Source organism: Rhodococcus sp. 14-2470-1b (genome assembly GCF_002259415.1).
GTDB lineage: Bacteria > Actinomycetota > Actinomycetes > Mycobacteriales > Mycobacteriaceae > Rhodococcoides.
In genome coordinates this window covers 506,205-525,290 of sequence record NZ_NPFY01000011.1, presented here as the reverse complement: position 1 = coordinate 525,290, position 19,086 = coordinate 506,205, and the positions used below count along the sequence as shown (strand labels likewise).

The following is a 19,086-nucleotide window of genomic DNA, read 5'->3' as shown; positions in this document are numbered from 1 at the left end:
ACTCAGTCCACAGGAGGTGATGAGGTCTTATGCGTCATTACGAATTGATGGTCATTCTCGACCCCAATCTGGACGAGCGCACTGTCGCTCCGTCGCTCGATACGTTCCTCAACGTCGTTCGCAAGGACGGCGGCAGCGTCGACAAGGTCGACGTCTGGGGCAAGCGTCGTCTGGCCTACGAGATCGCCAAGCACGCCGAGGGCATCTACGCCGTTGTGAACATCAACGCCGCGCCTGCCACCGTCAGCGAGCTCGACCGCCAGCTCGGACTCAACGAGTCCGTTCTGCGCACGAAGGTCCTGCGACAGGGCAAGTAATTGTCGTTGCTCGCCTCTAGGCTGGCATCAACAAAGACTTACTACTGAAAGAGGAACCATGGCAGGCGAGACCGTCATCACCGTCGTCGGGAACTTGACGGCAGATCCAGAACTTCGTTTCACCCCGGCCGGTGCGGCCGTGGCCAACTTCACCGTTGCGTCCACACCGCGCACGTTCGACCGTCAGTCCAACGAATGGAAAGACGGAGACGCACTCTTCATGCGCTGCAACATCTGGCGTGAAGCTGCGGAGAACGTGGCCGAGAGCTTGACCCGAGGGGCACGCGTCGTCGTGACCGGCAGGCTCAGGCAGCGTTCGTACGAAACGCGTGAAGGCGAGAAGCGGACTGTTGTCGAGCTCGAAGTCGACGAGATCGGTCCTTCGCTTCGCTACGCCACCGCCAAGGTCAACAAAGCCAATCGTGGTGGAGGTGGCGGAGGCGGCGGCTTCGGTGGTTCCTCGGGTGGATCGGGCGGCGGACGCTCGAACTCCAACTCGGGATCGAATTCCGGTGGAGACGACCCTTGGGGCAGTGCCCCGCAGGCGTCGGGCTCCTTCGGTGGGTCTCGCGGTGGGGACGACGAGCCTCCGTTCTAGATCCTTCGTGATCGAGAACAATCAGACGTAACGGAGAAAGACCATGCCGAAACCGCCATTGCGCGACAAGGTGCTCAAGAAGAAGGCGTGTTCCTTCTGCAAGGAAAAGAACACACAGATCGACTACAAGGACACGACGCTGCTGCGTAAGTACGTCAGCGACCGCGGAAAGATCCGCGCGCGTCGAGTCACCGGCAACTGCGTCCAGCATCAGCGTGACGTGGCCGTTGCCGTGAAGAACTCGCGTGAGGTAGCTCTGCTGCCTTACGCCGCGACGGCACGATAAGAAAGGAGCGATCATCATGAAGCTGATCCTCACCGCTGATGTGGACAACCTCGGTGCGCCCGGCGACACCGTAGAGGTCAAGGACGGATACGGCCGCAACTTCCTGCTGCCCCGTGGACTGGCCATTCAGGCCACCCGCGGAGCTCAGAAGCAGGTCGAAGGCATCCGCCGCGCTCAGGAAGCTCGCGCCGTTCGCGGCCTCGAGCACGCCAACGAGCTCAAGCAGGCCATCGAAGGCCTCGAGTCGGTTTCTCTGTCGGTCAAGACCGCAGGTGACTCGGGCAAGCTGTTCGGCTCCGTAACGGCCTCGGACGTCGCGTCTGCCATCAAGGCAGCCGGCGGACCGGTCGTCGACAAGCGCAGCATCGATCTCCCCAAGGCTCACATCAAGGCAACGGGCAAGCACGACGTCGTCGTGAACCTGCACCCCGATGTGGCTGCGAAGTTCAAGCTGGAGGTCGTCGGAAGCTGATTCAAGCTTCTGGCCCGATACGGCTGGGAAAAGCCCCACGAACCTTGGTTCGTGGGGCTTTTTTCGTGGTTTGTCACAAAAAATACACTGCGGCAACGGTTTTCAATTGTGAGGAGGCTCTCATCGCGGGCGTGTGACCGAAGGTTTGCGTACCCTTTAACGAGGGGCGACAGAAGCACACAGATGTGCGTACGCGACACGCAAACGACCGACCAGACGCCTAGACGCCCGGAGGAACTGCCGTGACCACGACAGTCGACAAAGATTCATCGGACAGCGAGTCATCAACGAAGGGGTCCGAGTCTCCATCTCGGATCGGGAGCATTCTGAAATTCGACGTACCGGCATCGCTGGTCGTATTCCTTGTGGCGGTGCCACTTTCGATCGGTATCGCAGTTGCATCGGGTGCGCCCGTGATGGCCGGACTGATCGCAGCCGTGATCGGCGGCATTCTCGCCGGCGCACTGGGTGGATCGCCGCTGCAGGTCAGTGGGCCGGCCGCAGGTCTGACCGTGGTGGTGGCCGAGCTCGTCAATCAATTCGGTTGGGCCGTAACGTGCCTCATCACCGTTGGTGCAGGTGCGGTCCAGATCCTGTTGGGTCTGAGCCGAATTGCCCGCCACGCGCTGGCCATCTCACCGGTGGTGGTGCATGCCATGCTTGCCGGAATCGGTGTAACCATTGCGCTGCAACAGATTCACGTTCTGCTCGGTGGTGAATCCGAGAGCTCGGCGGTCGAGAATCTGCTGGCCATCCCCACGTCGGTTGCCGACGGCCAGTGGCCGTCCATCCTCGTCGGTGGCGTCGTCATCGCGTTGATGTTGCTGTGGCCGAGGCTGCCGGGCGCAGTGGCGAAGGTGCCCGGTGCGCTCGTGGCTGTCGTAGCGGCTACCGGCTTGTCCGTCGTTCTCGATCTGAACGTCGAACGAATCGACCTGCCAGGCAACCTGATCGAGGCGTTGAGCCTCCCCGCGCTTCCCGAAGGCCAGTGGGCAGGCGTTGCCACCGGTGTTCTGACCATTGCACTGATCGCCAGCGTGGAGAGCTTGCTGTCCGCCGTCGCGGTGGACAAGATGCACACCGGACCGCGCACCAACTTCGACCGCGAACTGCTCGGGCAGGGTGCGGCCAACATGGTCTCCGGCGCCGCAGGTGGTCTCCCCGTCACCGGTGTGATCGTGCGCAGTTCCACCAACGTCAAGGCCGGAGCCAAGTCGCGTGCGTCGGCGATCCTGCACGGTCTGTGGATCCTGGTCTTCTCCGTTCTCTTCATCTCGGTCGTCGAACTGGTTCCGTTCGCCGCACTCGCCGGTCTGCTGGTCATGATCGGTGTACAGCTGATCAAGTTGGCGGACATCAGGATTGCCCGCAAGACGGGTGACATCGCGGTGTACGCGGTCACCGTTCTCGGCGTGGTCGCACTGAACCTGCTCGAGGGCGTGCTCATCGGATTGGCGCTCGCCATCTTCCTGGTTCTGCGACGCGTCGTGTGGGCGCACGTGCACGCCGACGAGACAGTCGACGGTTCCTGGCGTGTACACATGCAAGGTTCGCTGAGCTTCCTGTCGCTTCCTCGCCTGACCCACGTATTGTCCTCCGTACCAAGCGGTTCCAAAGTCAACATGGAACTCGCCGTCGACTTCCTCGACCACGCAGTGCACGAACATCTGCACGAATGGGTGCGTCAGCACGAACTCGGTGGCGGCACGGTGCAGATCGAAGAGAACGGATCCGCCTCGCTCGCAGCCGCAGCCGAAGCACCGCCGAAGCGCGGACTCGCAAGCGTCCGTGGCTCGTTGGCCCCGTGGTCGGCATGGCAGCTGAAGGAAGACAGTGCGGTCGACGACAACCCACCCGCACTGCGACCGGTCCTGTCCGGCGTCGCCGAGTACCACCGGACACACGCGGAGGCCATCAAACCCCACCTGCAGGGTCTCACCGAATTCCAGGACCCGGACACGTTCTTCCTGTGCTGCGTCGACTCGCGGGTCATGCCCAACACCATCACCAGCAGCGGACCGGGCGACCTCTTCACGGTGCGGAACATGGGCAACATGATTCCGGCACAGGGTCAGGACACCTCGGTGGAAGCCTCGCTCGCCTACGGAGTCGACGTCCTCGGCACCAGCTCCGTCGTCGTCTGCGGTCACTCCGGCTGTGGTGCGATGAAAGCTGTCCTCGCCGGACCGGACAAAGCAGGCGACGAACGCGTCGTCGAATGGCTCGAACACGGCCTCGCAAGCCTAGAGGCCTACCGCAGCGGTCACCCCGTCGGACGCGCAGCCGCAGAACTCGGCTTCTCCGAAGGCGACCAACTCGCCATGGTCAACGTCGCCGTGCAGCTGCAGACCCTCACGCGACACCGCGTCGTCGGCCGCGCCTCCGCAGAGGGCAAACTGCGGGTCACAGGGCTCTTCTTCGACATCCCCACCGCCCGCGTCCTCCAAATCAGCACCAAGGACATCACCGTCCTCGATGCAGCCGAGGCTCAGCCCGTCTAACCCGCTCGGCCCGTCTAACCCGCTCGGCCCTCGGGCCGTTGTCCCGTCCCACGCTCCACGCCCCCATTTCGGACCGAATGTACCGTCCGGTCACTCAGAGTGACCGAACGCCACATTGGGTCCGGATGGGGGCGTGTGTGGTTGGCCCGGCTTCGTGAGCGAACGTGCCGTTTGGTCCGTCTGACTGACTGGAGCTCACTTTCGGTCCGGGGCGGGGACGGTGCGGTGCACGGCGGGGTGTTACGGGCGGAGTGGGGTGGAGTGGGCGGGTGCAGAATCGGGAGGAATGCGGCGAAACCGGGCTGACGCCTGGTTTTGTGAGTGTTCCCAGACACTGTGACGTGAATCACTGGTTTGTTCACTTCGCATTTACTCAACACGCCCGAGTTGTCAACTTGGGCGACACGCCGCGCAATAATTCATACACAGGACAGAAAGTTTATGTACACCCTTTGAGCTGGCGAAATGGTCGATATTCGGAAAGTTATACCCAGGTTATCCCCAGATGGTCAACACGGTTGTTCAGCACTATCCACATTCGATCCACAGTTTCATCCACAGGCTGTGTTGTGACGGGAAACGATTACGCCTAACGTCCCAGCAGCGTGTCTCCACCGGCAGAAGGGGTGACGCACGGAAGCGCCCGATCGCTGGTGCGCGTGCGGGATTCTTGTCGGTGGCGAGGGGTAGAAATTGTGTCGGTACGTAGTCGTGCGGTAGTCGGCTGCGAGGTTTCGTACGGGGAAAGGACGGTCGACTTCACGTGGCAGTTGTGGACGATCGAGGGCAATCGGACTACTCCTCCGAGCCGCCGCCCAGTGAAGCCCCGGGCGAAGATTTCGGTCGTCAACCCCCACAGGACATGGCTGCGGAGCAGTCGGTGCTGGGCGGCATGCTCCTCAGCAAGGACGCCATCGCCGACGTGCTCGAGGTGCTCCGTCCCGGCGATTTCTACCGCCCGGCGCATCAGAGCGTGTACGACGCCATTCTCGACCTCTACAGCCGTGGAGAGCCCGCTGACCCGGTGACTGTCTCGGCGGAGCTGGATCGTCGCGGTGACCTGAAGCGGATCGGGGGTCCTCCGTACTTGATCACGCTCACGCAGACTGTTCCTACTGCGGCGAACGCCGGTTATTACGCGGAGATCGTGGCCGAGAAGTCGATCCTGCGCAGGCTCGTGCAGGCCGGCACTCGCATCGTGCAGTTCGGGTACGCGGGTTCGGACGGCCAGGACGTCGCCGAGGTCGTGGATCGTGCGCAGGCAGAGGTGTACGAGGTCACCGAGCGTCGTACCTCCGAGGACTTCCTCCCTCTGGAGGAGCTGCTGCAGCCGACGATGGACGAGATCGACTCCATCGCCAGTCGCGGCGGTATCTCCCTCGGTGTGCCCACCGGATTCGCCGAACTCGACGAAATCACGAACGGTCTTCACCCTGGTCAGATGATCATCGTCGCGGCGAGGCCTGGTGTGGGCAAATCGACCCTGAGTATGGATTTCATGCGGTCGTGCTCGATCAAGCACGGTATGCCCAGTGTCATTTTCTCGCTGGAGATGAGCCGCACCGAGATCGTGATGCGTCTGCTGTCGGCGGAGGCCAAGATCAAGCTCGGTGACATGCGTTCGGGAAAGATGACGGACGACGACTGGACCAAGCTTGCTCGACGGATGAGCGAGATCAGCGAGGCGCCGCTGTTCGTCGACGACTCCCCCAACCTGACGATGATGGAGATTCGCGCCAAAGCTCGGCGTCTGAAGCAGCGCAACGGTCTGAAGTTGATTGTCGTGGACTACCTTCAGCTGATGTCGTCGGGCAAGAAGGTTGAGTCGCGTCAGCAGGAAGTCTCGGACTTCTCCCGTCAGCTCAAACTTCTCGCCAAGGAACTCGAATGCCCGGTGGTTGCCGTGTGTCAGCTCAACCGTGGTCCTGAGCAGCGCACCGACAAGAAGCCGATGGTGTCCGACCTCCGTGAGTCCGGATCGCTCGAGCAGGACGCCGACATGGTGATCCTCCTGCACCGCCCCGACGCCATCGAGCGCGACGACCCCCGTGGCGGCGAGGCCGACCTCATTCTGGGTAAGCACCGTAACGGTCCGACGGCGACCATCACGGTGGCTCACCAGCTGCACCTGTCGCGTTTCGTGGACATGGCGAGGGGCTGATCGCCGCGCTGGGTGTCTAGCCGGATGGGCCGTGGTGGCACACGAGCATCTGTGTGGCGCCCCGTTGGAACTCGTAGTCGACGTCTGCTGTGCGGCAGTGAATGTTTCGGTTGCGCAGTTCGTCGAGCAACTCGACGAGCCGAGGATAGGGCTCCGACGACCCGACCGGGACGAGCGGAAATATTCGCAGCTCGTGGGACGTGACTCGCATGAGTTCGACGATCGTGTCGAGGTGGAACGTGACGTCGAGGCTGTCGGCGTAGCTGAACAGTAGGTGGGAGCTGAGCACCAGATCGAAGCTGGCATCGCTGAACGGCAACGACGGTAGCCGCCCGGGAACGTACCGGCCGGGGTGCCGCTCTATATCGGCCGAAAACTGTTGCGCAGCGGTGTGTCTGGCGAGTCGGTGTTCGTCGGGTCCAGCGAAGAACGTCCATGCGTAGTGGTCGGCGTGCGCGAGTACGTATGCGTGCCCGCGATCAGTCTCGGACAGTGCAACGGACGCGAGTTCCTCCGGGTCGTCCGCGAAATACGCCACGTCGCAGGCTGTTACGTCGCCTCCGCGGTCGGTTGCCTCGCAGGTGAACCCGGAGGCGCCCGCAGGGCAGTCGAGGATGCGACGGGACAGATCGGAGTCGGTCAGGCCGAACATCGCACGATATTCGTCGAACGATCTGGCGGTCATCACTACGTCGAGGGTCATGGGGTGGTCCTCTCGGGATGGGGGCCACCTCGGGCGTCGACCACGAACGCGATGTGCAGGTGAGAATCGTCGGCCGACATGAGGCGGCCGAAGGAGTGCACAGGTCAGGGCCGCGGGTTCAGGGCCGCCACCGAAGCTGTACGAACGTGGTCACCTGATCAGTGAAACACATCAGCCCGTGAAAGGGCCCGACACGGATTGCTCGATACGCGGCCGAATCGGCGGATCCCGTCGAACAGGCGAAGTATCGGGCAATTCATGCCGCTGCCCAGCCCCTGACCCCTATGCATCGACGGTGGCACGCCCTGACACTCGGGTTGCAATAGCGTCGGCGATGACGTTCACCTCGGCAGCAAGGGTTTCGCGACTCTTGGTTTCGGATTCGTGGAGGAAGGTCGAGGATCCGAGTGTTGCGCCGACGTATTCGACGATGCCGCGCTCGATCTGGATGGCGAAGGCTTGGTCGATGCCGTGGCGCCCGAAGCTGTCGGCGTCGTCGGCTGCGACGGCGACGAGGTGCATGGTGAGTCGACCCAGTTTCTTGACGAACCCGGTGTCGGGGCTGTCGTCGAAGGCCCATCCGTTGATGAACACGCGGTCGATCCAGCCTTTCAGCTGAGCGGGCATGGACCACCAGTACATGGGGAAGACGAGGACGAGGTGGTCCGCACGGTCGACGCGGGCCTGCTCGGACGCTATATCGGCGCCCACGGTTCCGGTTCCGCGGAAGAGGTCCAGGTCGGCCCGGGTGAAGCGGGGGTCGAAGTTCTCGGCGGCGAGGTCTGCGAACTCCACCGTGTCGCCCGCGTCGACGAGCGCGTCGATGGTCGAACGTGCGACGTGGTGGGTGAGGGAGTTCGGGTCGGAATGGGAGACTACGACGAGGCTGCTCACGGAGATCCTTTCGTTGGGCGAAGAACGCTATGTACCAAAGGTAGGTTACTGTTGGTACATAGCGCAAGGAGGTGTGTGGATGGCTCGGACCAGGTTGTCGCGTGCCGAGAGGTACGACCAATTGATCGAGGTGTCGTGGGCGCTCGTCCGCGCAGAGGGCGCCGACGCCCTCACTCTCGGCCGGCTCGCGGAACGGGCGGGAGTTGCAAAACCCGTGGTGTACAGCCATTTTGCCTCCAGAGCAGTGCTGTTGGCCGCGCTCTTCCAGGAGTTCGACGACCGTCAGGCGGCCATGCTCGAGGAGTACCTCGACAACGCAGAAGCGACGCTCGACGGCCGGGCCGCGGCCATTGCCAACTCGTACGTCGGGTGCGCGCTCGCGCAGGGCCGCGAACTCACCGGAGTACTCGCTGCCCTGGAAGGATCTCCGGAGCTGGAACAGGTCAAACGCGCTGCAGACCAGGCTTATTCGCAACGATGCCGCGAGATTCTCGCCCCGTTCGTCCAGTCGTCGACGGGGGTGTCCGTACCCTCGATCACCGCGATTTTCGGCGCGGCAGAGGCGCTGTCTCGTGCGGCGGTGACGGGTGACCTGTCCCCGGATCAGGCCACGGGTGAACTGGCCGAGACCATCGTCGCCGTCGCCGGCAGGAGCGGGGCATAGAGCGGGCGGATTCCCGCGCTCGACGTGACATGCCGAGAAGCTTGTACTGTTGTCTCGGCGACGCGAACGTGAGGTGAGTGCACGTGAAGTGGAAGAAACGGCCCGCTGACGCAGGCATCGCTCTGGGCCCGAGCATCCCGATTCTTCGCATGTTCGACGACGCGGCTACGCGCGCGTTCTACATCGATTATCTGGGTTACGACGTGGAGTGGGAGCACAGGTTCGAGCCCGGGATGCCGTTGTACATGAGGGTTCGTCGTTCCGGTTCGGTGCTCGATCTGTCGGAGCATCATGGAGATGGAACACCGGGGACTGTCGTGTGGATTCCGGTTGAGGACATTCGGGCGTTCCATCGGCAGCTCGACGCCGCCGAGTATCGGTCGATGCGGCCGGGTCTGGACACCGATGCGCCGGGTGGGCCGACGGTGACCGTGATCGATCCGTCGTCGAACGTGCTGCGTTTCTGCCAAGTAGAGGACCCGGACGAGTAATTCGACCGGTGACACCGTTCACGGGTCGTAGCGTCGTCGGCGCTGTTTGCGGGCAGGTACTTCCAGTGTCGGCATCGTTCGTAGCAGAAAACTCTCGAAGTGCGGTGTGGTGAAGACCGATTCGTTGTTCTTCGTGATGTGCAGCAGCCCTCTGTTCACCAGTCCCGCTCGCGTCTCCGCGCACTGCGCGACGGTGCGTTCGAGGGCTCGTGCGGTGTCGATCTCGGCGGGAGCATCAACGACGGCGCGCAGGTATGCGAGGTCCAATTCGCCGACACGAGGGAGGTTTCGGCGGAAGAATGTCTTGTCCACGAACTTTTGGTATTCGGGGACGGCGGTCTCGACGTCGGCCTCCGTGACGGCGTCACTATCCTGCGCGTCCCAGACGACGAATCCGAGGGCGTGCAGCAACGCCGGAAATCGCCCGGTGATCGTCGACGCGGCCAGGACCGCTCCGTCCGTCCACGACCCTCCGCTGCGCAGCGTCGCGGCGGCATCGGCGTCGGCGAGAGCGCCGAGAACCGGGAATTCGAACAGGCGGTCCGCGCGCGATCGAACCTCGTCCACTGTCGGTCGGTTCGGCGGCTGCGCGCCCTCTGGTATCTCGTCGACGGGATCGGTGAGCCCTGCACCGACGACCGTGAGCGGCAGTTCGCGAAGGTAGCAACGATGGAACGCGTCGATCAGTGCGGAGAGCTGTGCCGAGGTGAGCCGCTGTAGCTCGTCGATCACGAAGACGATGCCTGTGTCGTGGGCACGCGCGGCCTCTCCCAGCGCCAGGAAGGTCGCCGTCGTGTCCGCGGCCAACTGTCCGGTGTCGGCTGCTCCGGGCGTCGTCTCGGTCCAATCCGCGGTGAGGGGACTGCTCGGTCCGAGCACGGAGGCGAACGAGCCGAGCACACCGGACGCTCTTTTGGCCTCCGATCCCCAGTGCCCGCGCGCGGACACGGCCAGCAGGGCACTGCGGCATTCGAAGGCCAGTTGTCGTCGGAATCCGTCGTCGTCTCGTCGGACCGCATCGATGTCGACGATCGCCCATCGTCTCGACCGCGCGATCGAGACGTACTCGCGAAGCAGTACGGTCTTACCGGTGCCGCGCATGCCGGTGATCAGCTGCGATCGTGCAGTGTAACCGCGTTCGAGGCCGTCGAGCAGAGTGATGAACGCCGATCGGTACTTCTCGCGTCCCGCCAGTTCCCCCGGCACCTCGCCCGACTCGGGTGTGTAGGGATTGTTCATAGGAAGAGTTATATGGGCACTCGGCAGGTAAGTACATCGCTGCGAGAAACTCTGTGACATGCGAGAAAAGTGACGTACACCGGCCGCGCAGATCGGTTATTGCACACTTCGGCACTTCGGTCTACTCTCGACGGTCTTCAACCGACGGATGGTGGCAGACCGCGCTGTCCCACTGCCGATCACCGAACGATCGGAACCCGCCATCCCTCACCGCCCACCAGGTTGGGTCCGACGCGGTTTGTCGGACCTCACAGTGCCCTGACCGGAGGTCACGAATATTTCCACGACGGTAGACGTCCGAACCGACGAACCATCGGTCGATGCGAGCCTCCCCGGAACACTGCAAGCGTGCTACTCGATCGAGTTGGACAAGTTCGTGTGGTGGGGCACGGACGCGCCCTCTCATGACGCCGCCGAGGCCGGACTACCTTCGGGAACTCCGGCGTCGTTGACCATCGCTTTGCCCGACGCCGCCGCCGAATCGGTGCACGCGCGGTCGGTTCCGGTTGCACTGGTGGACACGCAGGACGCGCTCACTGCGCTCACCACGTGGCGACCGGGAGATCACGCGAGTCGGTCGCTGCGGGTCTGGGCGCGGATTGCAGTGGTGGCCGCGGCTGGTGGGAACGTGGAGGGACTTGTCTCGTCGCTCCCGGTTGCAGGACACGCGGCGGTCGGTCTCGACACGACGACGATCTGGTCCGCGATGTCCACAGTCGACGCAGCGCTGCATCGGCAGCCGGGTGAGCCGACGCTTCTGCGGGCAGAACTCCGGCCCTACCAGCGGGCAGGCGTCGCGTGGATGAATGCCGTTGCAGCGAGCGGCGGCGGAATCCTGGCCGACGAGATGGGCCTGGGAAAGACTGTGCAGGCGATCGCGGTCTTCACACTGCGCTGCGCCGCGCCGCATCTGGTCGTGTGCCCGACGTCGTTGGTCGGCAACTGGGCTCGGGAACTGGCCAAGTTCGCGCCGGGTGTCGAGGTTCACGTTCATCACGGGCCGTCGAGGATGCGGAGCCTCGCGCACGTTCGGTCGGGTTCCGTTGTGATCACCAGCTATCCGACGCTCCGGAGCGATGCGGAACTGCTCACGGAAGCAGGCTGGGACACAGTGGTTCTCGACGAGGCACAGCAGATCAAGAACTCCGATTCGCAACAGGCGCGCGCGGCCAGGAGGCTGCAGGCGCAACTGCGCATCGCGATGACAGGTACTCCGGTGGAGAATCGACTCGACGAACTCTGGTCCCTGATGGCGTTCGCATCGCCCGACGTTCTGGGAGCACGCGCGCGCTTCCGTCGCCGCTTCGTCGTCTCCATCGAGCAGAAGCGGTCCGATGCCGCCGCCGGCCGGCTTCGGGAGCTCGTGGGGCCGCACATTCTGCGGCGACGCAAGGTCGATGTTGCGCCCGAACTTCCTGCCAAGGTGATGAATTCGGTGGTCTGCACGCTCACCCAGGAGCAGGAGCGGCTGTATCGGCGTCACCTCGACAGCTCGTTGACCGAAGGATTCGGGACGGGGATAGGACGCAGGGGACGGATCCTGACGTTGCTCACTCGCCTCAAACAGATTTGCAATCATCCCGAGCTCGTCGACGGCACCGGCGCCGAAATCCAGGGCAGATCAGGCAAACTCGATCGGGTGACGGAGATGCTGTCGGAGATCGTCGACGACGGGCAGGCGGCGCTCGTGTTCACCCAGTATCGCGGAACCGGCGAGTTGTTGTCCCGTCATCTCGGTGACGAGGTCACCGGACATCCGGTGCCGTTCTTGCATGGCGGTCTGTCCACCGCGGCCCGCGAGACGATGGTCGACGACTTTCAATCGGGCGACGGCCCACCGATTCTGATTCTGAGTCTGCGCGCGGCCGGGTTCGGCCTCAACCTCACTCGTGCGTCCCACGTCGTTCATTTCGATCGCTGGTGGAACCCGGCCGTGGAGAGCCAGGCGAGCGATCGCGCCCACCGAATCGGGCAGACGCAGACCGTCACGGTGCACACGTTGCTCACCGAACGAACCCTCGAGCAGTCGATCGACGACATGCACGGACACAAGCGTGACCTCGCGGACATCGCGACCAGCGAAGCGGCGCTCGACATCGGTGGCGATCTGGCGAAACTGTCGGACGGTCAGCTTCGCGAGCTGCTCGAGATCGGAGCAGGCCGATGAGTGACGATCTCGGAGTCACTGCGTGGGGGCGTGACTGGGTACGGCTGGCGCAGCCGACGTCCATCACCCGACCGAATCCCGCGCTTCCTCGGGCTCGATCACTGGTCCGAAACGACAAGGTCGGCGACGTCGTTATCGCGGCCGGGTCGATCACGGCAACCGTGTTCGGGGCGCGTGACCAGCACGTCAGCCTGCACTGTCCAATCTGGGCGGACGACGCTGCGAAGTCTGCCCGAGCAGCGCTGCGCGGTCTACCCGCCGGCGACGTGCCGGATTCAGTCCACGCCGATTGGTCGAAGGCAGGCATGCCCGCCGGTCCGAGTCGTGACGAGCTGACCGCCGACTGCGACTGCCCGCAACGAACTCGTCCCTGTGTGCACGTGCTCGCGGTGTTCTTCGAGATTGCTCGACGCATGGACGAGCGCCCGGTGTCGGCGATCGAGTTGCGCGGGGTGAGTACCTCGCCCGACGCCGATGCGGCTCGGCTGCCGATCGACGGCCTCGACCCGGCGACCTTCTACGGGTAGGACAGCGCATCTACTCCGGCCACGGGAGAACCGTCAGATGCGGCCAGATCGACGTCCACCGGGCGGCCTTCGACTCGTAGACGTGCCGCATCGGGAGGAGCGGGTTCGGCCTGATCACCCCGGCGAACACGTCGTCGAATCCGTGCGGTGCGTACACCGTCGTCGTTCCGTCGTTCTCGCTGCGTGCCCCGAAACAGCAGGTGGTGGACACGAAGTGGTCGATTCCGTCCTCCGTGCTCCGGAACGGCTTCACCGGTGCGCCGAAGCGATCTTCGTACCAGAGATGAACGCGGGCTTGGTTGCGCACCTCGACGTCGACTCCCAGATCGGCGAACAGAGTTTCCGCACGTCGAATGACGCGATCCTCTGATTCGTACGACAGGTCCGTGCCGTCGTAGTAGAGAAAGTCGTAGTCGCGTATGCCGGCTCGAGGATCGGAACCGGTGACGTGGTTCCAGACGGTCTGGAACAGGCCACCTGCCGTCAGATACCAGTCGGTGAACCCGAGTTCTGGTCCACGCTCGAGGATCTCGACGACCACAGGGTTGGTTCCGATGGCCGCCAGAAAGTCGTCACGCCCCATTCGTCCGATCGTGCCACAGCACCCGAGGTCGGGGTCGAGTCGTTCCGAAGGCGTACGGAATGTACATCGCAACGACGATGTGTGACGGCTCCCGCGTTCGTAGGGTGGAGTGCACATCACCGCTTCGACGAAAGGAACGTTCGATGTTGCTGGAACTCAGCGCGCAGGACGACACGGCCACCACGGTTTTCGGGCTCGGTTTCGGGGTTCTGATTCTGATCCTTGTCGTCGCGGCGTTCGCGTTGTTCGTCGCCGCCCTGGTCAGCATTCTGCAGTCGAAGAACTACACGACCGCTGGCAAAGCGATCTGGGTCCTGATCGTGCTGGCGTTCCCGTTTCTGGGGACGATCGTGTGGTTCGTCTGGGGTCGCGGTTCGAGTTTCACGACCGACCGTCCGCGGTAGGACGCATGGACTGCACCGACGTGGCGTGCGACGCTGGTCTCATGCGTACGGGGCGGATCGCAGGGCGAGTCGTGTTGGTCGGTGCCGTGGCGGCAGGGTTGGCGACCGGCATCACTCCCCCCGTCGCGCAGGCTTGCACGTGTGCCTACGGCCTGTCTCAGGTGAGTGACCGTGTTCGACAGCACTCGTCTCCCGACGGCGCGGTCTTCGTCGGGGTGGCGACCGATGTCCGCGACGACGGCAGCACACTCACCTACAGCGTTCGGGTCAGCGAGATCTACGACGGTGACGTGGATGCCGACGCCGTGGTGTCGACGGCCGCGGAGTCGGCCGCGTGTGGCTCGACGCTGGCGGTCGGTGACGAATACATCTTCTTCGCCCAACGCGGTGAGTCGTCGCGGGATCGTTTGCAGGTCAACAGCTGTTCGGCCACGGCGCCGGGGACCGATCGTACGACGCGCGACGCTGCCGAGCGCTCCTACGGCACTCCCACCGTGCTGGAGACCGATTCCCCTCCGATCGGTGCGACGCTGTGGCTCGGGGTCGCCGGAGTGGTCAGCGTGGTCGTTGCCGTCGGCGGGGTTCTTCTGCTGGGTAGGCGTCGATCCTGACCTTCGGTGGGGCGGGAGTGGAGCCTGCGGAATGACCTTCGGTGCGGCGGGAGTGGAGCCTGCGGAATGACCTTCGGTGGGGCGGGAGTGGAGCCTGCGGAATGACCTTCGGTGAAGCGGGAGTGGAGGATGAAGTGGAAGAGAAGGGGATGTGATGACGCGATTCGGTGTTGTGCTGAGACCGGAACTGCCGCCGGAGGCCATCGTCGACGCGGCGCGTGCGGCCGACACGGCGGGGGTGGACGAGATCTGGCTGTGGGAGGACTGTTTCTTCTCCGGGGGAATCTCCATGGCCGCAACTGTTCTCGCGGTGACGCCGCGGGTGAAGGTCGGGATCGGAGTCCTGCCCACCCCGCTGCGGAACGTCGCGTCCACGGCGATGGAGGTCGCTGCTCTGGCTCGGCTGCACCCGGGACGGACGCGGGTCGGGCTCGGTCACGGTGTGCAGGATTGGATGGGCCAGGTTCGGGGCGCGAGTGCAGTCCCCGCTGACTCTTCTTCGCGAGCAGATGACGGCACTGACTAGTCTGCTGGCAGGTGAGACGGTTGACGTTCGAGGCCGCTACGTCTCGTTGGACAACGTCCGCTTGGATTGGCCGCCGGCGGTGCCTCCGCCACTTCTGGTCGGTGCGACGCGACCGAAAACCCTTAGTGTGAGCGGCGAGACGAGCTGCGGGACGATCCTGACGAGTTCCACGACGCCGCAGCAGGTCCGCGACGCCATCGGCCACATCGTCGGTGGGCCGGGCCACGACATCGTCGTGTACGTGTCGGATCAGGTGGATGACCTCGACGCGTACGTCGAGGCCGGTGCGACCACTCTGGTCCTCGAACCAGGCCCGCAGACAACCGATCTGAACGGTGTGTTCCAGCGCGCCGTCCACCTCGCCTCCGGGGGACCTCCCCGGTGACGACGGTCGACGTGCAGAACGCACGAGTGCGGAACGTTCACCTCGACTTCGATCTGAGTATCGGCTTCGACGACGGTTCGGCGGTGGCGTTCAGTCAGCTCGACATCGGTGGCACACGGTTCGACGAGGACAACCAGTTCGAGGGGCTGCGTGCATTGACGTCCCTGCTGACCGCGCGGTGCACGTTGTCCGAGTTGTCTGCGGACGGCACGCTGACGCTGCAGTTCGACGATGGAACTGCCGTCACCGCAGCCCCCCGGGAGGAAGTCGAGTCCTGGGAATACACGGCGCCGGACGGTGCGACGGTGCTGTGCCTTCCCGGCGGCATCATCGAGACGCTGGACGCGCCGGAAACGTCCGCCGCGCCTGCGTCACCGACCGGTTCACCGGCAATCGGCTCGACCGTCGTGCGTGTTTCGTCCGGTGAGCACGGTGGGATTCAATTCTCGGACGGTACTGTGCTGGCGACGAATGTGGATCTGGAGTCGGCCTATCTGATTCTGCGCGAGAGCGTCGTTCGGGTCGGGCGGGGTATCGAGCTGTCCTCGGGTCATGTTCTCTGACATCGGAGTTCTCGGGTAGGCGGGCTCCGAGCGCTCAGGGTCGAACAATGAGCTGCTGCGCGTGGTGGGTGACGTGACGATGGAAGTGCGCGACGGGAGCTGTCGGTCGGCGTCGACCCGTCGCCAGCCCGACCGATCGAGTGCGGTCACCGGTCAAGGGAACGGTCGTCACTCCGGCGACGGTGACCTCCGGTTTGGGTAGCAGCGCGACCCCGAGCCCGGCTCGTACGAGTGCCTCGATGGTGTCGATCTCACTGATCTCGAAGGGAACCCGCGGGACGAATCCGGCTTCCGCGCACCACGTGTCGAGCAGGGTGCGGAGCTGGAACGACGGTGGGCTGGCCACGAAGGCTTCGTCGGCGAGATCCTCGACCGCGAGTGCCCGACGAGACGCCAACGGGTGTGTGGCCGCTACGTGGACGAAGATCTGCTGGCTGCCCAGCACCGTCACGTCCAGATCGTCGGGCGGAGGAATCATGACGGCGAGATCCAATCGGCCGTCGCGAATCATGTCCGCGAGGGCTTCGCCGTGTGCTTGCACCAGTCGAACCCTGACGCGGGGAGCGACTGCATGAAAGTCCGTCAGAAGGGCGGCCACCGAACGGGATCCGAGCGTCAGAGGGAATCCGAACCCGACGACTCCGCTGTCCGGATCGGCGTCGGACCGCACCGCGGCGACAGCGTCGTCGAGTTCCCGCATCACATGGTGGGTGCGGTCGAACAACTCTCGGCCCGACGCGGTCAGCGTGACCCCGCGACCCACCGGTTGTATCAGCGCCAACCCGAGGATGCGCTCGAGGCTGTGCACCCTTCTGCTGACCGAGGATTGGGGCACGTCGAGCCGGGCGGCCGCGCGGGTGACGTGGCCCTCCGCGGCGACGGCGTCGAAGGCGGCGAGCAGGGGCGCTACGGACTCCGGGCGGTCGAACGAGTAGTCATCCATTTCCGCATGATAATTGCTCGAACTTCTCATTGGACGGAACGGTCTCGTCGCCGCCAGCATTGACGGCATGACATCACACGCGGAAATCCTGGACGTCGCGCTCGTCGGCGGCGGCGTCATGTCCACGACCCTCGGAACGCTGATCCAGAAGGTGCTGCCGAACAGGTCGATCGCGTTGTTCGAGCGACTCGACCGGCTGGCCGGCGAGAGCTCGGGTCCGTGGAACAACGCGGGTACCGGTCACGCAGGTCTGTGCGAACTCAACTACATGCCCGACGCCGACGACTCGTCCCGGACCGAGCAGATCGCACGGCAGTTCGCGGTGTCGAGGGCATTCTGGGACTCGCTGACGCGGAGCGGGGACCTCGATCCGTCGTTCCTGAACGCAGTGCCTCACATGGACGTGGTGTTCGGCGATGTCGATGCGGACTACCTGCGAGTCAGATGGGAGACGCTGAAGTCGAACCCCCTGTTCCAGGGTATGGAGTATTCCGAGGATCGTGATCGAATTCGCGGCTGGGCGCCGTTGCTCGTCGACGGTCGCGCGCCGGACGAGCGGATCGCGGCGACCTGGGACGCCGGTGGGACCGACATCGACTTCGGCGCGCTCACCGAATCGCTCGGCCGGACGATGGAGGCCAGCGGGTGCTTGATCCGCACCGGCCACGAGGTGACACGTCTGCGCCGCACGTCGGACGGTCTGTGGCATCTTTCGGGTCGAGTCCGGTCGACCGGGCGGGTGTTCGAGGTTCGCGCGCGGTTCGTGTTCGTCGGCGCCGGCGGTTACGCACTGCGTCTGTTGCAGAAGGCTCGTGTTCCCGAAATCCGCGGGTACGGAGTGTTTCCCTTCGGCGCCGAGTTCTTGTTCACCGATGCCCCGGAGGTCGTCGCGCGGCACGGTGTGAAGGTCTACGGTAAACCGTCGCTCGGTGCACCCCCGATGTCGTTGCCGCACTTGGACAGAAGGCATGTCGACGGCATGACGTCGCTCATGTTCGGACCGTACGCGACCTTCAGCACCCGCCTGCTGAAACACGGGCGTCTCCGCGATCTCTTCGGTACCGTCCGCCTTCGAAACCTTCCCGTTCTGTTGTCGGTCGGTATCCGCAACCTCCCCCTCGTCCGTTATCTCGCCGGGCAGGTTCTGGCGTCGTCGAAACGAAAGTTCGCCGAACTCGAAACGTTCTACCCCGACGCCGATCCCGCGCACTGGCGACTGATCCAGGCCGGTCAGCGAGCTCAGGTGATCAAGCCACGCAGCAGATTTCGCGGCGATCTGATGTTCGGCACGGAAATCGTCACCGGCGGTGACGGATCGATCGCGGGCTTGCTCGGTGCCTCGCCCGGCGCCTCGGTTGCGCCCGGAGCGATGATCGAGGTGTTGACGAGATGTTTCGCCGACGATCGAACCGAGTGGCAGCCGCGGCTCGACGCGATGCTGGCTGCTCCCGTCCCACGGCATGACGCACTGCAGGAACAATCCGAAAGGTATGGTTTTCGGTGACGAGTGTCGCCGGCGGTCTGGGATGAGGTGGTGGAAGCGGTGAAGAAGGTTGTCGCGCCTGTGCTGGTCGCTGTGGCTGCGATCGGCGGGTGTGCCGCGCCGCAGCCGGGCGACCCCAGTTGCAGCGACGCGGTGGCGTCGGATCTGCGTGTGACTGGGGAGACCGCTCCCGAGTGGGCCGACGAGTGGCTGTCGCAGGCGGGTGGTGCGCTCGGCGGAGGCTGGGTGGACCCGGAGGGCGACGTCTTCGCGCGGGTCTACTCGTGTGTCGGGTTGGACTCCATCTCATTCCGGGAGATCACCGGTGCAGGAAAGAAAGCAGAGCAACGTGATGTTCGGGTGGGAGTCGCCGACTACCTCTATCGCGCCGGTGATGTGAGCACCCCGGACGGTCGATACTCGGTCGACATCGCGGTGTCGCGGTCCGAGCCGGGCCCGGTTCGGTTCGGGGTCGCGTTCTCGCCGCATCAGACGGAACGGACGTACATCGACGTCTACTCCGGGGCGTTCGTCGTGCAGCAGATGCGCGAGTCCGGCATCCTGTGAC

22 protein-coding genes are annotated in these 19,086 nt (G+C 64.3%); 17 read left to right on the top strand and 5 right to left on the bottom strand.

Features of this window, described 5'->3' with window-relative positions; translation table 11 throughout:
• Window positions 1-29 precede the first annotated feature (29 nt).
• The 6 genes from rpsF to dnaB all read left to right on the top strand — a co-directional run bounded on the left by rpsF (window position 30) and on the right by dnaB (window position 6,335).
• Window positions 30-317, top strand: coding sequence for a 30S ribosomal protein S6 (gene rpsF / locus CH293_RS09535; protein ID WP_026347802.1), 288 nt, complete (start codon window positions 30-32; stop codon window positions 315-317).
• A 58-nt stretch (window positions 318-375) separates the two neighbouring features.
• Window positions 376-915: a single-stranded DNA-binding protein gene (locus tag CH293_RS09530; RefSeq protein WP_019665160.1), complete on the top strand. Its 540-nt coding sequence runs from the start codon at window positions 376-378 to the stop codon at window positions 913-915.
• 43 nt (window positions 916-958) lie between these two features.
• Entirely contained in the window at window positions 959-1,201 is a 243-nt protein-coding gene (gene rpsR, locus CH293_RS09525; RefSeq protein ID WP_019665161.1) for a 30S ribosomal protein S18, read from the top strand.
• A gap of 16 nt (window positions 1,202-1,217) precedes the next feature.
• Window positions 1,218-1,673: a 50S ribosomal protein L9 gene (gene rplI / locus CH293_RS09520; protein WP_019665162.1), complete on the top strand. Its 456-nt coding sequence runs from the start codon at window positions 1,218-1,220 to the stop codon at window positions 1,671-1,673.
• 314 nt (window positions 1,674-1,987) lie between these two features.
• Window positions 1,988-4,174, top strand: coding sequence for a SulP family inorganic anion transporter (locus CH293_RS09515; RefSeq protein ID WP_369597560.1), 2,187 nt, complete (start codon window positions 1,988-1,990; stop codon window positions 4,172-4,174).
• 763 nt (window positions 4,175-4,937) lie between these two features.
• Window positions 4,938-6,335, top strand: coding sequence for a replicative DNA helicase (dnaB, locus tag CH293_RS09510; RefSeq protein WP_027498586.1), 1,398 nt, complete (start codon window positions 4,938-4,940; stop codon window positions 6,333-6,335).
• A gap of 16 nt (window positions 6,336-6,351) precedes the next feature.
• On the opposite strand, the gene CH293_RS09505 is transcribed toward dnaB, so the two are convergent.
• Together CH293_RS09505 and CH293_RS09500 are read right to left on the bottom strand one after the other, a co-directional pair.
• Window positions 6,352-7,038 carry a methyltransferase domain-containing protein gene (locus CH293_RS09505; RefSeq protein WP_094720065.1) on the bottom strand — a complete coding sequence of 229 codons (687 nt, stop codon included), beginning with the start codon at window positions 7,036-7,038 and terminating at the stop codon, window positions 6,352-6,354.
• Window positions 7,039-7,320: 282 nt separating this feature from the next.
• Window positions 7,321-7,932, bottom strand: coding sequence for an NAD(P)H-dependent oxidoreductase (locus tag CH293_RS09500; RefSeq protein ID WP_094720064.1), 612 nt, complete (start codon window positions 7,930-7,932; stop codon window positions 7,321-7,323).
• Window positions 7,933-8,011: 79 nt separating this feature from the next.
• Between CH293_RS09500 and CH293_RS09495 the strand changes: the two genes are divergently transcribed.
• Both CH293_RS09495 and CH293_RS09490 read left to right on the top strand, forming a co-directional pair.
• Entirely contained in the window at window positions 8,012-8,596 is a 585-nt protein-coding gene (locus tag CH293_RS09495; protein ID WP_037109774.1) for a TetR/AcrR family transcriptional regulator, read from the top strand.
• Between the two features lie 83 nt (window positions 8,597-8,679).
• On the top strand, window positions 8,680-9,087 hold the full coding sequence (locus CH293_RS09490) for a glyoxalase superfamily protein (RefSeq protein ID WP_255122783.1): 408 nt from the start codon (window positions 8,680-8,682) through the stop codon (window positions 9,085-9,087).
• A gap of 18 nt (window positions 9,088-9,105) precedes the next feature.
• Here the strand turns inward: CH293_RS09490 and CH293_RS09485 are convergent, their stop codons facing one another.
• Window positions 9,106-10,326, bottom strand: a complete 1,221-nt coding sequence (locus CH293_RS09485) for an ATP-binding protein (protein WP_094720062.1) — start codon at window positions 10,324-10,326, stop codon at window positions 9,106-9,108.
• A gap of 364 nt (window positions 10,327-10,690) precedes the next feature.
• On the opposite strand from CH293_RS09485, the gene CH293_RS09480 reads away from it, so the two are divergent.
• Together CH293_RS09480 and CH293_RS09475 are read left to right on the top strand one after the other, a co-directional pair.
• Window positions 10,691-12,493 carry a DEAD/DEAH box helicase gene (locus tag CH293_RS09480; RefSeq protein WP_094720061.1) on the top strand — a complete coding sequence of 601 codons (1,803 nt, stop codon included), beginning with the start codon at window positions 10,691-10,693 and terminating at the stop codon, window positions 12,491-12,493.
• Window positions 12,490-13,020, top strand: a complete 531-nt coding sequence (locus CH293_RS09475; protein ID WP_037109764.1) for an SWIM zinc finger family protein — start codon at window positions 12,490-12,492, stop codon at window positions 13,018-13,020. The genes CH293_RS09480 and CH293_RS09475 overlap by 4 nt, the downstream gene beginning before the upstream one ends.
• 10 nt (window positions 13,021-13,030) lie before the next feature.
• Here CH293_RS09475 and CH293_RS09470 read toward each other — a convergent pair whose 3' ends face one another.
• Window positions 13,031-13,603, bottom strand: coding sequence for a nucleotidyltransferase family protein (locus CH293_RS09470; RefSeq protein WP_094720060.1), 573 nt, complete (start codon window positions 13,601-13,603; stop codon window positions 13,031-13,033).
• A 143-nt stretch (window positions 13,604-13,746) separates the two neighbouring features.
• Between CH293_RS09470 and CH293_RS09465 the strand changes: the two genes are divergently transcribed.
• From CH293_RS09465 to CH293_RS09450, 5 genes are all read left to right on the top strand, one after another.
• Complete coding sequence (locus tag CH293_RS09465) at window positions 13,747-14,007, top strand: PLD nuclease N-terminal domain-containing protein (RefSeq protein ID WP_019665173.1); 261 nt, start codon at window positions 13,747-13,749, stop codon at window positions 14,005-14,007.
• Window positions 14,008-14,048: 41 nt separating this feature from the next.
• A complete protein-coding gene (locus CH293_RS09460; protein WP_255122782.1) occupies window positions 14,049-14,618 on the top strand; it encodes a hypothetical protein in 570 nt (189 codons plus the stop codon).
• Window positions 14,619-14,772: 154 nt separating this feature from the next.
• A complete protein-coding gene (locus CH293_RS28525) occupies window positions 14,773-15,144 on the top strand; it encodes an LLM class flavin-dependent oxidoreductase (RefSeq protein ID WP_255122781.1) in 372 nt (123 codons plus the stop codon).
• Entirely contained in the window at window positions 15,128-15,529 is a 402-nt protein-coding gene (locus CH293_RS28520) for an LLM class flavin-dependent oxidoreductase (protein WP_255122779.1), read from the top strand. The genes CH293_RS28525 and CH293_RS28520 overlap by 17 nt, the downstream gene beginning before the upstream one ends.
• A complete protein-coding gene (locus CH293_RS09450; protein ID WP_037109759.1) occupies window positions 15,526-16,092 on the top strand; it encodes a DUF6188 family protein in 567 nt (188 codons plus the stop codon). The genes CH293_RS28520 and CH293_RS09450 overlap by 4 nt, the downstream gene beginning before the upstream one ends.
• A 34-nt stretch (window positions 16,093-16,126) precedes the next feature.
• Here CH293_RS09450 and CH293_RS09445 read toward each other — a convergent pair whose 3' ends face one another.
• Complete coding sequence (locus tag CH293_RS09445; RefSeq protein ID WP_037109758.1) at window positions 16,127-17,035, bottom strand: LysR family transcriptional regulator; 909 nt, start codon at window positions 17,033-17,035, stop codon at window positions 16,127-16,129.
• Window positions 17,036-17,102: 67 nt separating this feature from the next.
• Here CH293_RS09445 and mqo point away from each other — a divergent pair, with 67 nt between their 5' ends.
• The gene (gene mqo / locus CH293_RS09440) at window positions 17,103-18,539 is read left to right on the top strand and encodes a malate dehydrogenase (quinone) (protein ID WP_255122778.1); all 1,437 of its coding nucleotides are present in this window, start codon (window positions 17,103-17,105) and stop codon (window positions 18,537-18,539) included.
• A gap of 39 nt (window positions 18,540-18,578) precedes the next feature.
• Window positions 18,579-19,085, top strand: a complete 507-nt coding sequence (locus CH293_RS09435; RefSeq protein WP_241483752.1) for a hypothetical protein — start codon at window positions 18,579-18,581, stop codon at window positions 19,083-19,085.
• The last annotated feature ends 1 nt before the right edge of the window (window position 19,086 follow it).

Coding starts and splice junctions, on each gene's coding strand:
- rpsF (WP_026347802.1), top strand. CDS start 30: ATGCGTCATTACGAATTGATGGTCATTCTCGACCCCAATCTGGACGAG.
- CH293_RS09530 (WP_019665160.1), top strand. CDS start 376: ATGGCAGGCGAGACCGTCATCACCGTCGTCGGGAACTTGACGGCAGAT.
- rpsR (WP_019665161.1), top strand. CDS start 959: ATGCCGAAACCGCCATTGCGCGACAAGGTGCTCAAGAAGAAGGCGTGT.
- rplI (WP_019665162.1), top strand. CDS start 1,218: ATGAAGCTGATCCTCACCGCTGATGTGGACAACCTCGGTGCGCCCGGC.
- CH293_RS09505 (WP_094720065.1), bottom strand. CDS start 7,038: ATGACCCTCGACGTAGTGATGACCGCCAGATCGTTCGACGAATATCGT.
- CH293_RS09495 (WP_037109774.1), top strand. CDS start 8,012: ATGGCTCGGACCAGGTTGTCGCGTGCCGAGAGGTACGACCAATTGATC.
- CH293_RS09485 (WP_094720062.1), bottom strand. CDS start 10,326: ATGAACAATCCCTACACACCCGAGTCGGGCGAGGTGCCGGGGGAACTG.
- CH293_RS09475 (WP_037109764.1), top strand. CDS start 12,490: ATGAGTGACGATCTCGGAGTCACTGCGTGGGGGCGTGACTGGGTACGG.
- CH293_RS09470 (WP_094720060.1), bottom strand. CDS start 13,603: ATGGGGCGTGACGACTTTCTGGCGGCCATCGGAACCAACCCTGTGGTC.
- CH293_RS09465 (WP_019665173.1), top strand. CDS start 13,747: ATGTTGCTGGAACTCAGCGCGCAGGACGACACGGCCACCACGGTTTTC.
- CH293_RS09460 (WP_255122782.1), top strand. CDS start 14,049: ATGCGTACGGGGCGGATCGCAGGGCGAGTCGTGTTGGTCGGTGCCGTG.
- CH293_RS28525 (WP_255122781.1), top strand. CDS start 14,773: ATGACGCGATTCGGTGTTGTGCTGAGACCGGAACTGCCGCCGGAGGCC.
- CH293_RS28520 (WP_255122779.1), top strand. CDS start 15,128: ATGACGGCACTGACTAGTCTGCTGGCAGGTGAGACGGTTGACGTTCGA.
- CH293_RS09445 (WP_037109758.1), bottom strand. CDS start 17,035: ATGGATGACTACTCGTTCGACCGCCCGGAGTCCGTAGCGCCCCTGCTC.
- mqo (WP_255122778.1), top strand. CDS start 17,103: ATGACATCACACGCGGAAATCCTGGACGTCGCGCTCGTCGGCGGCGGC.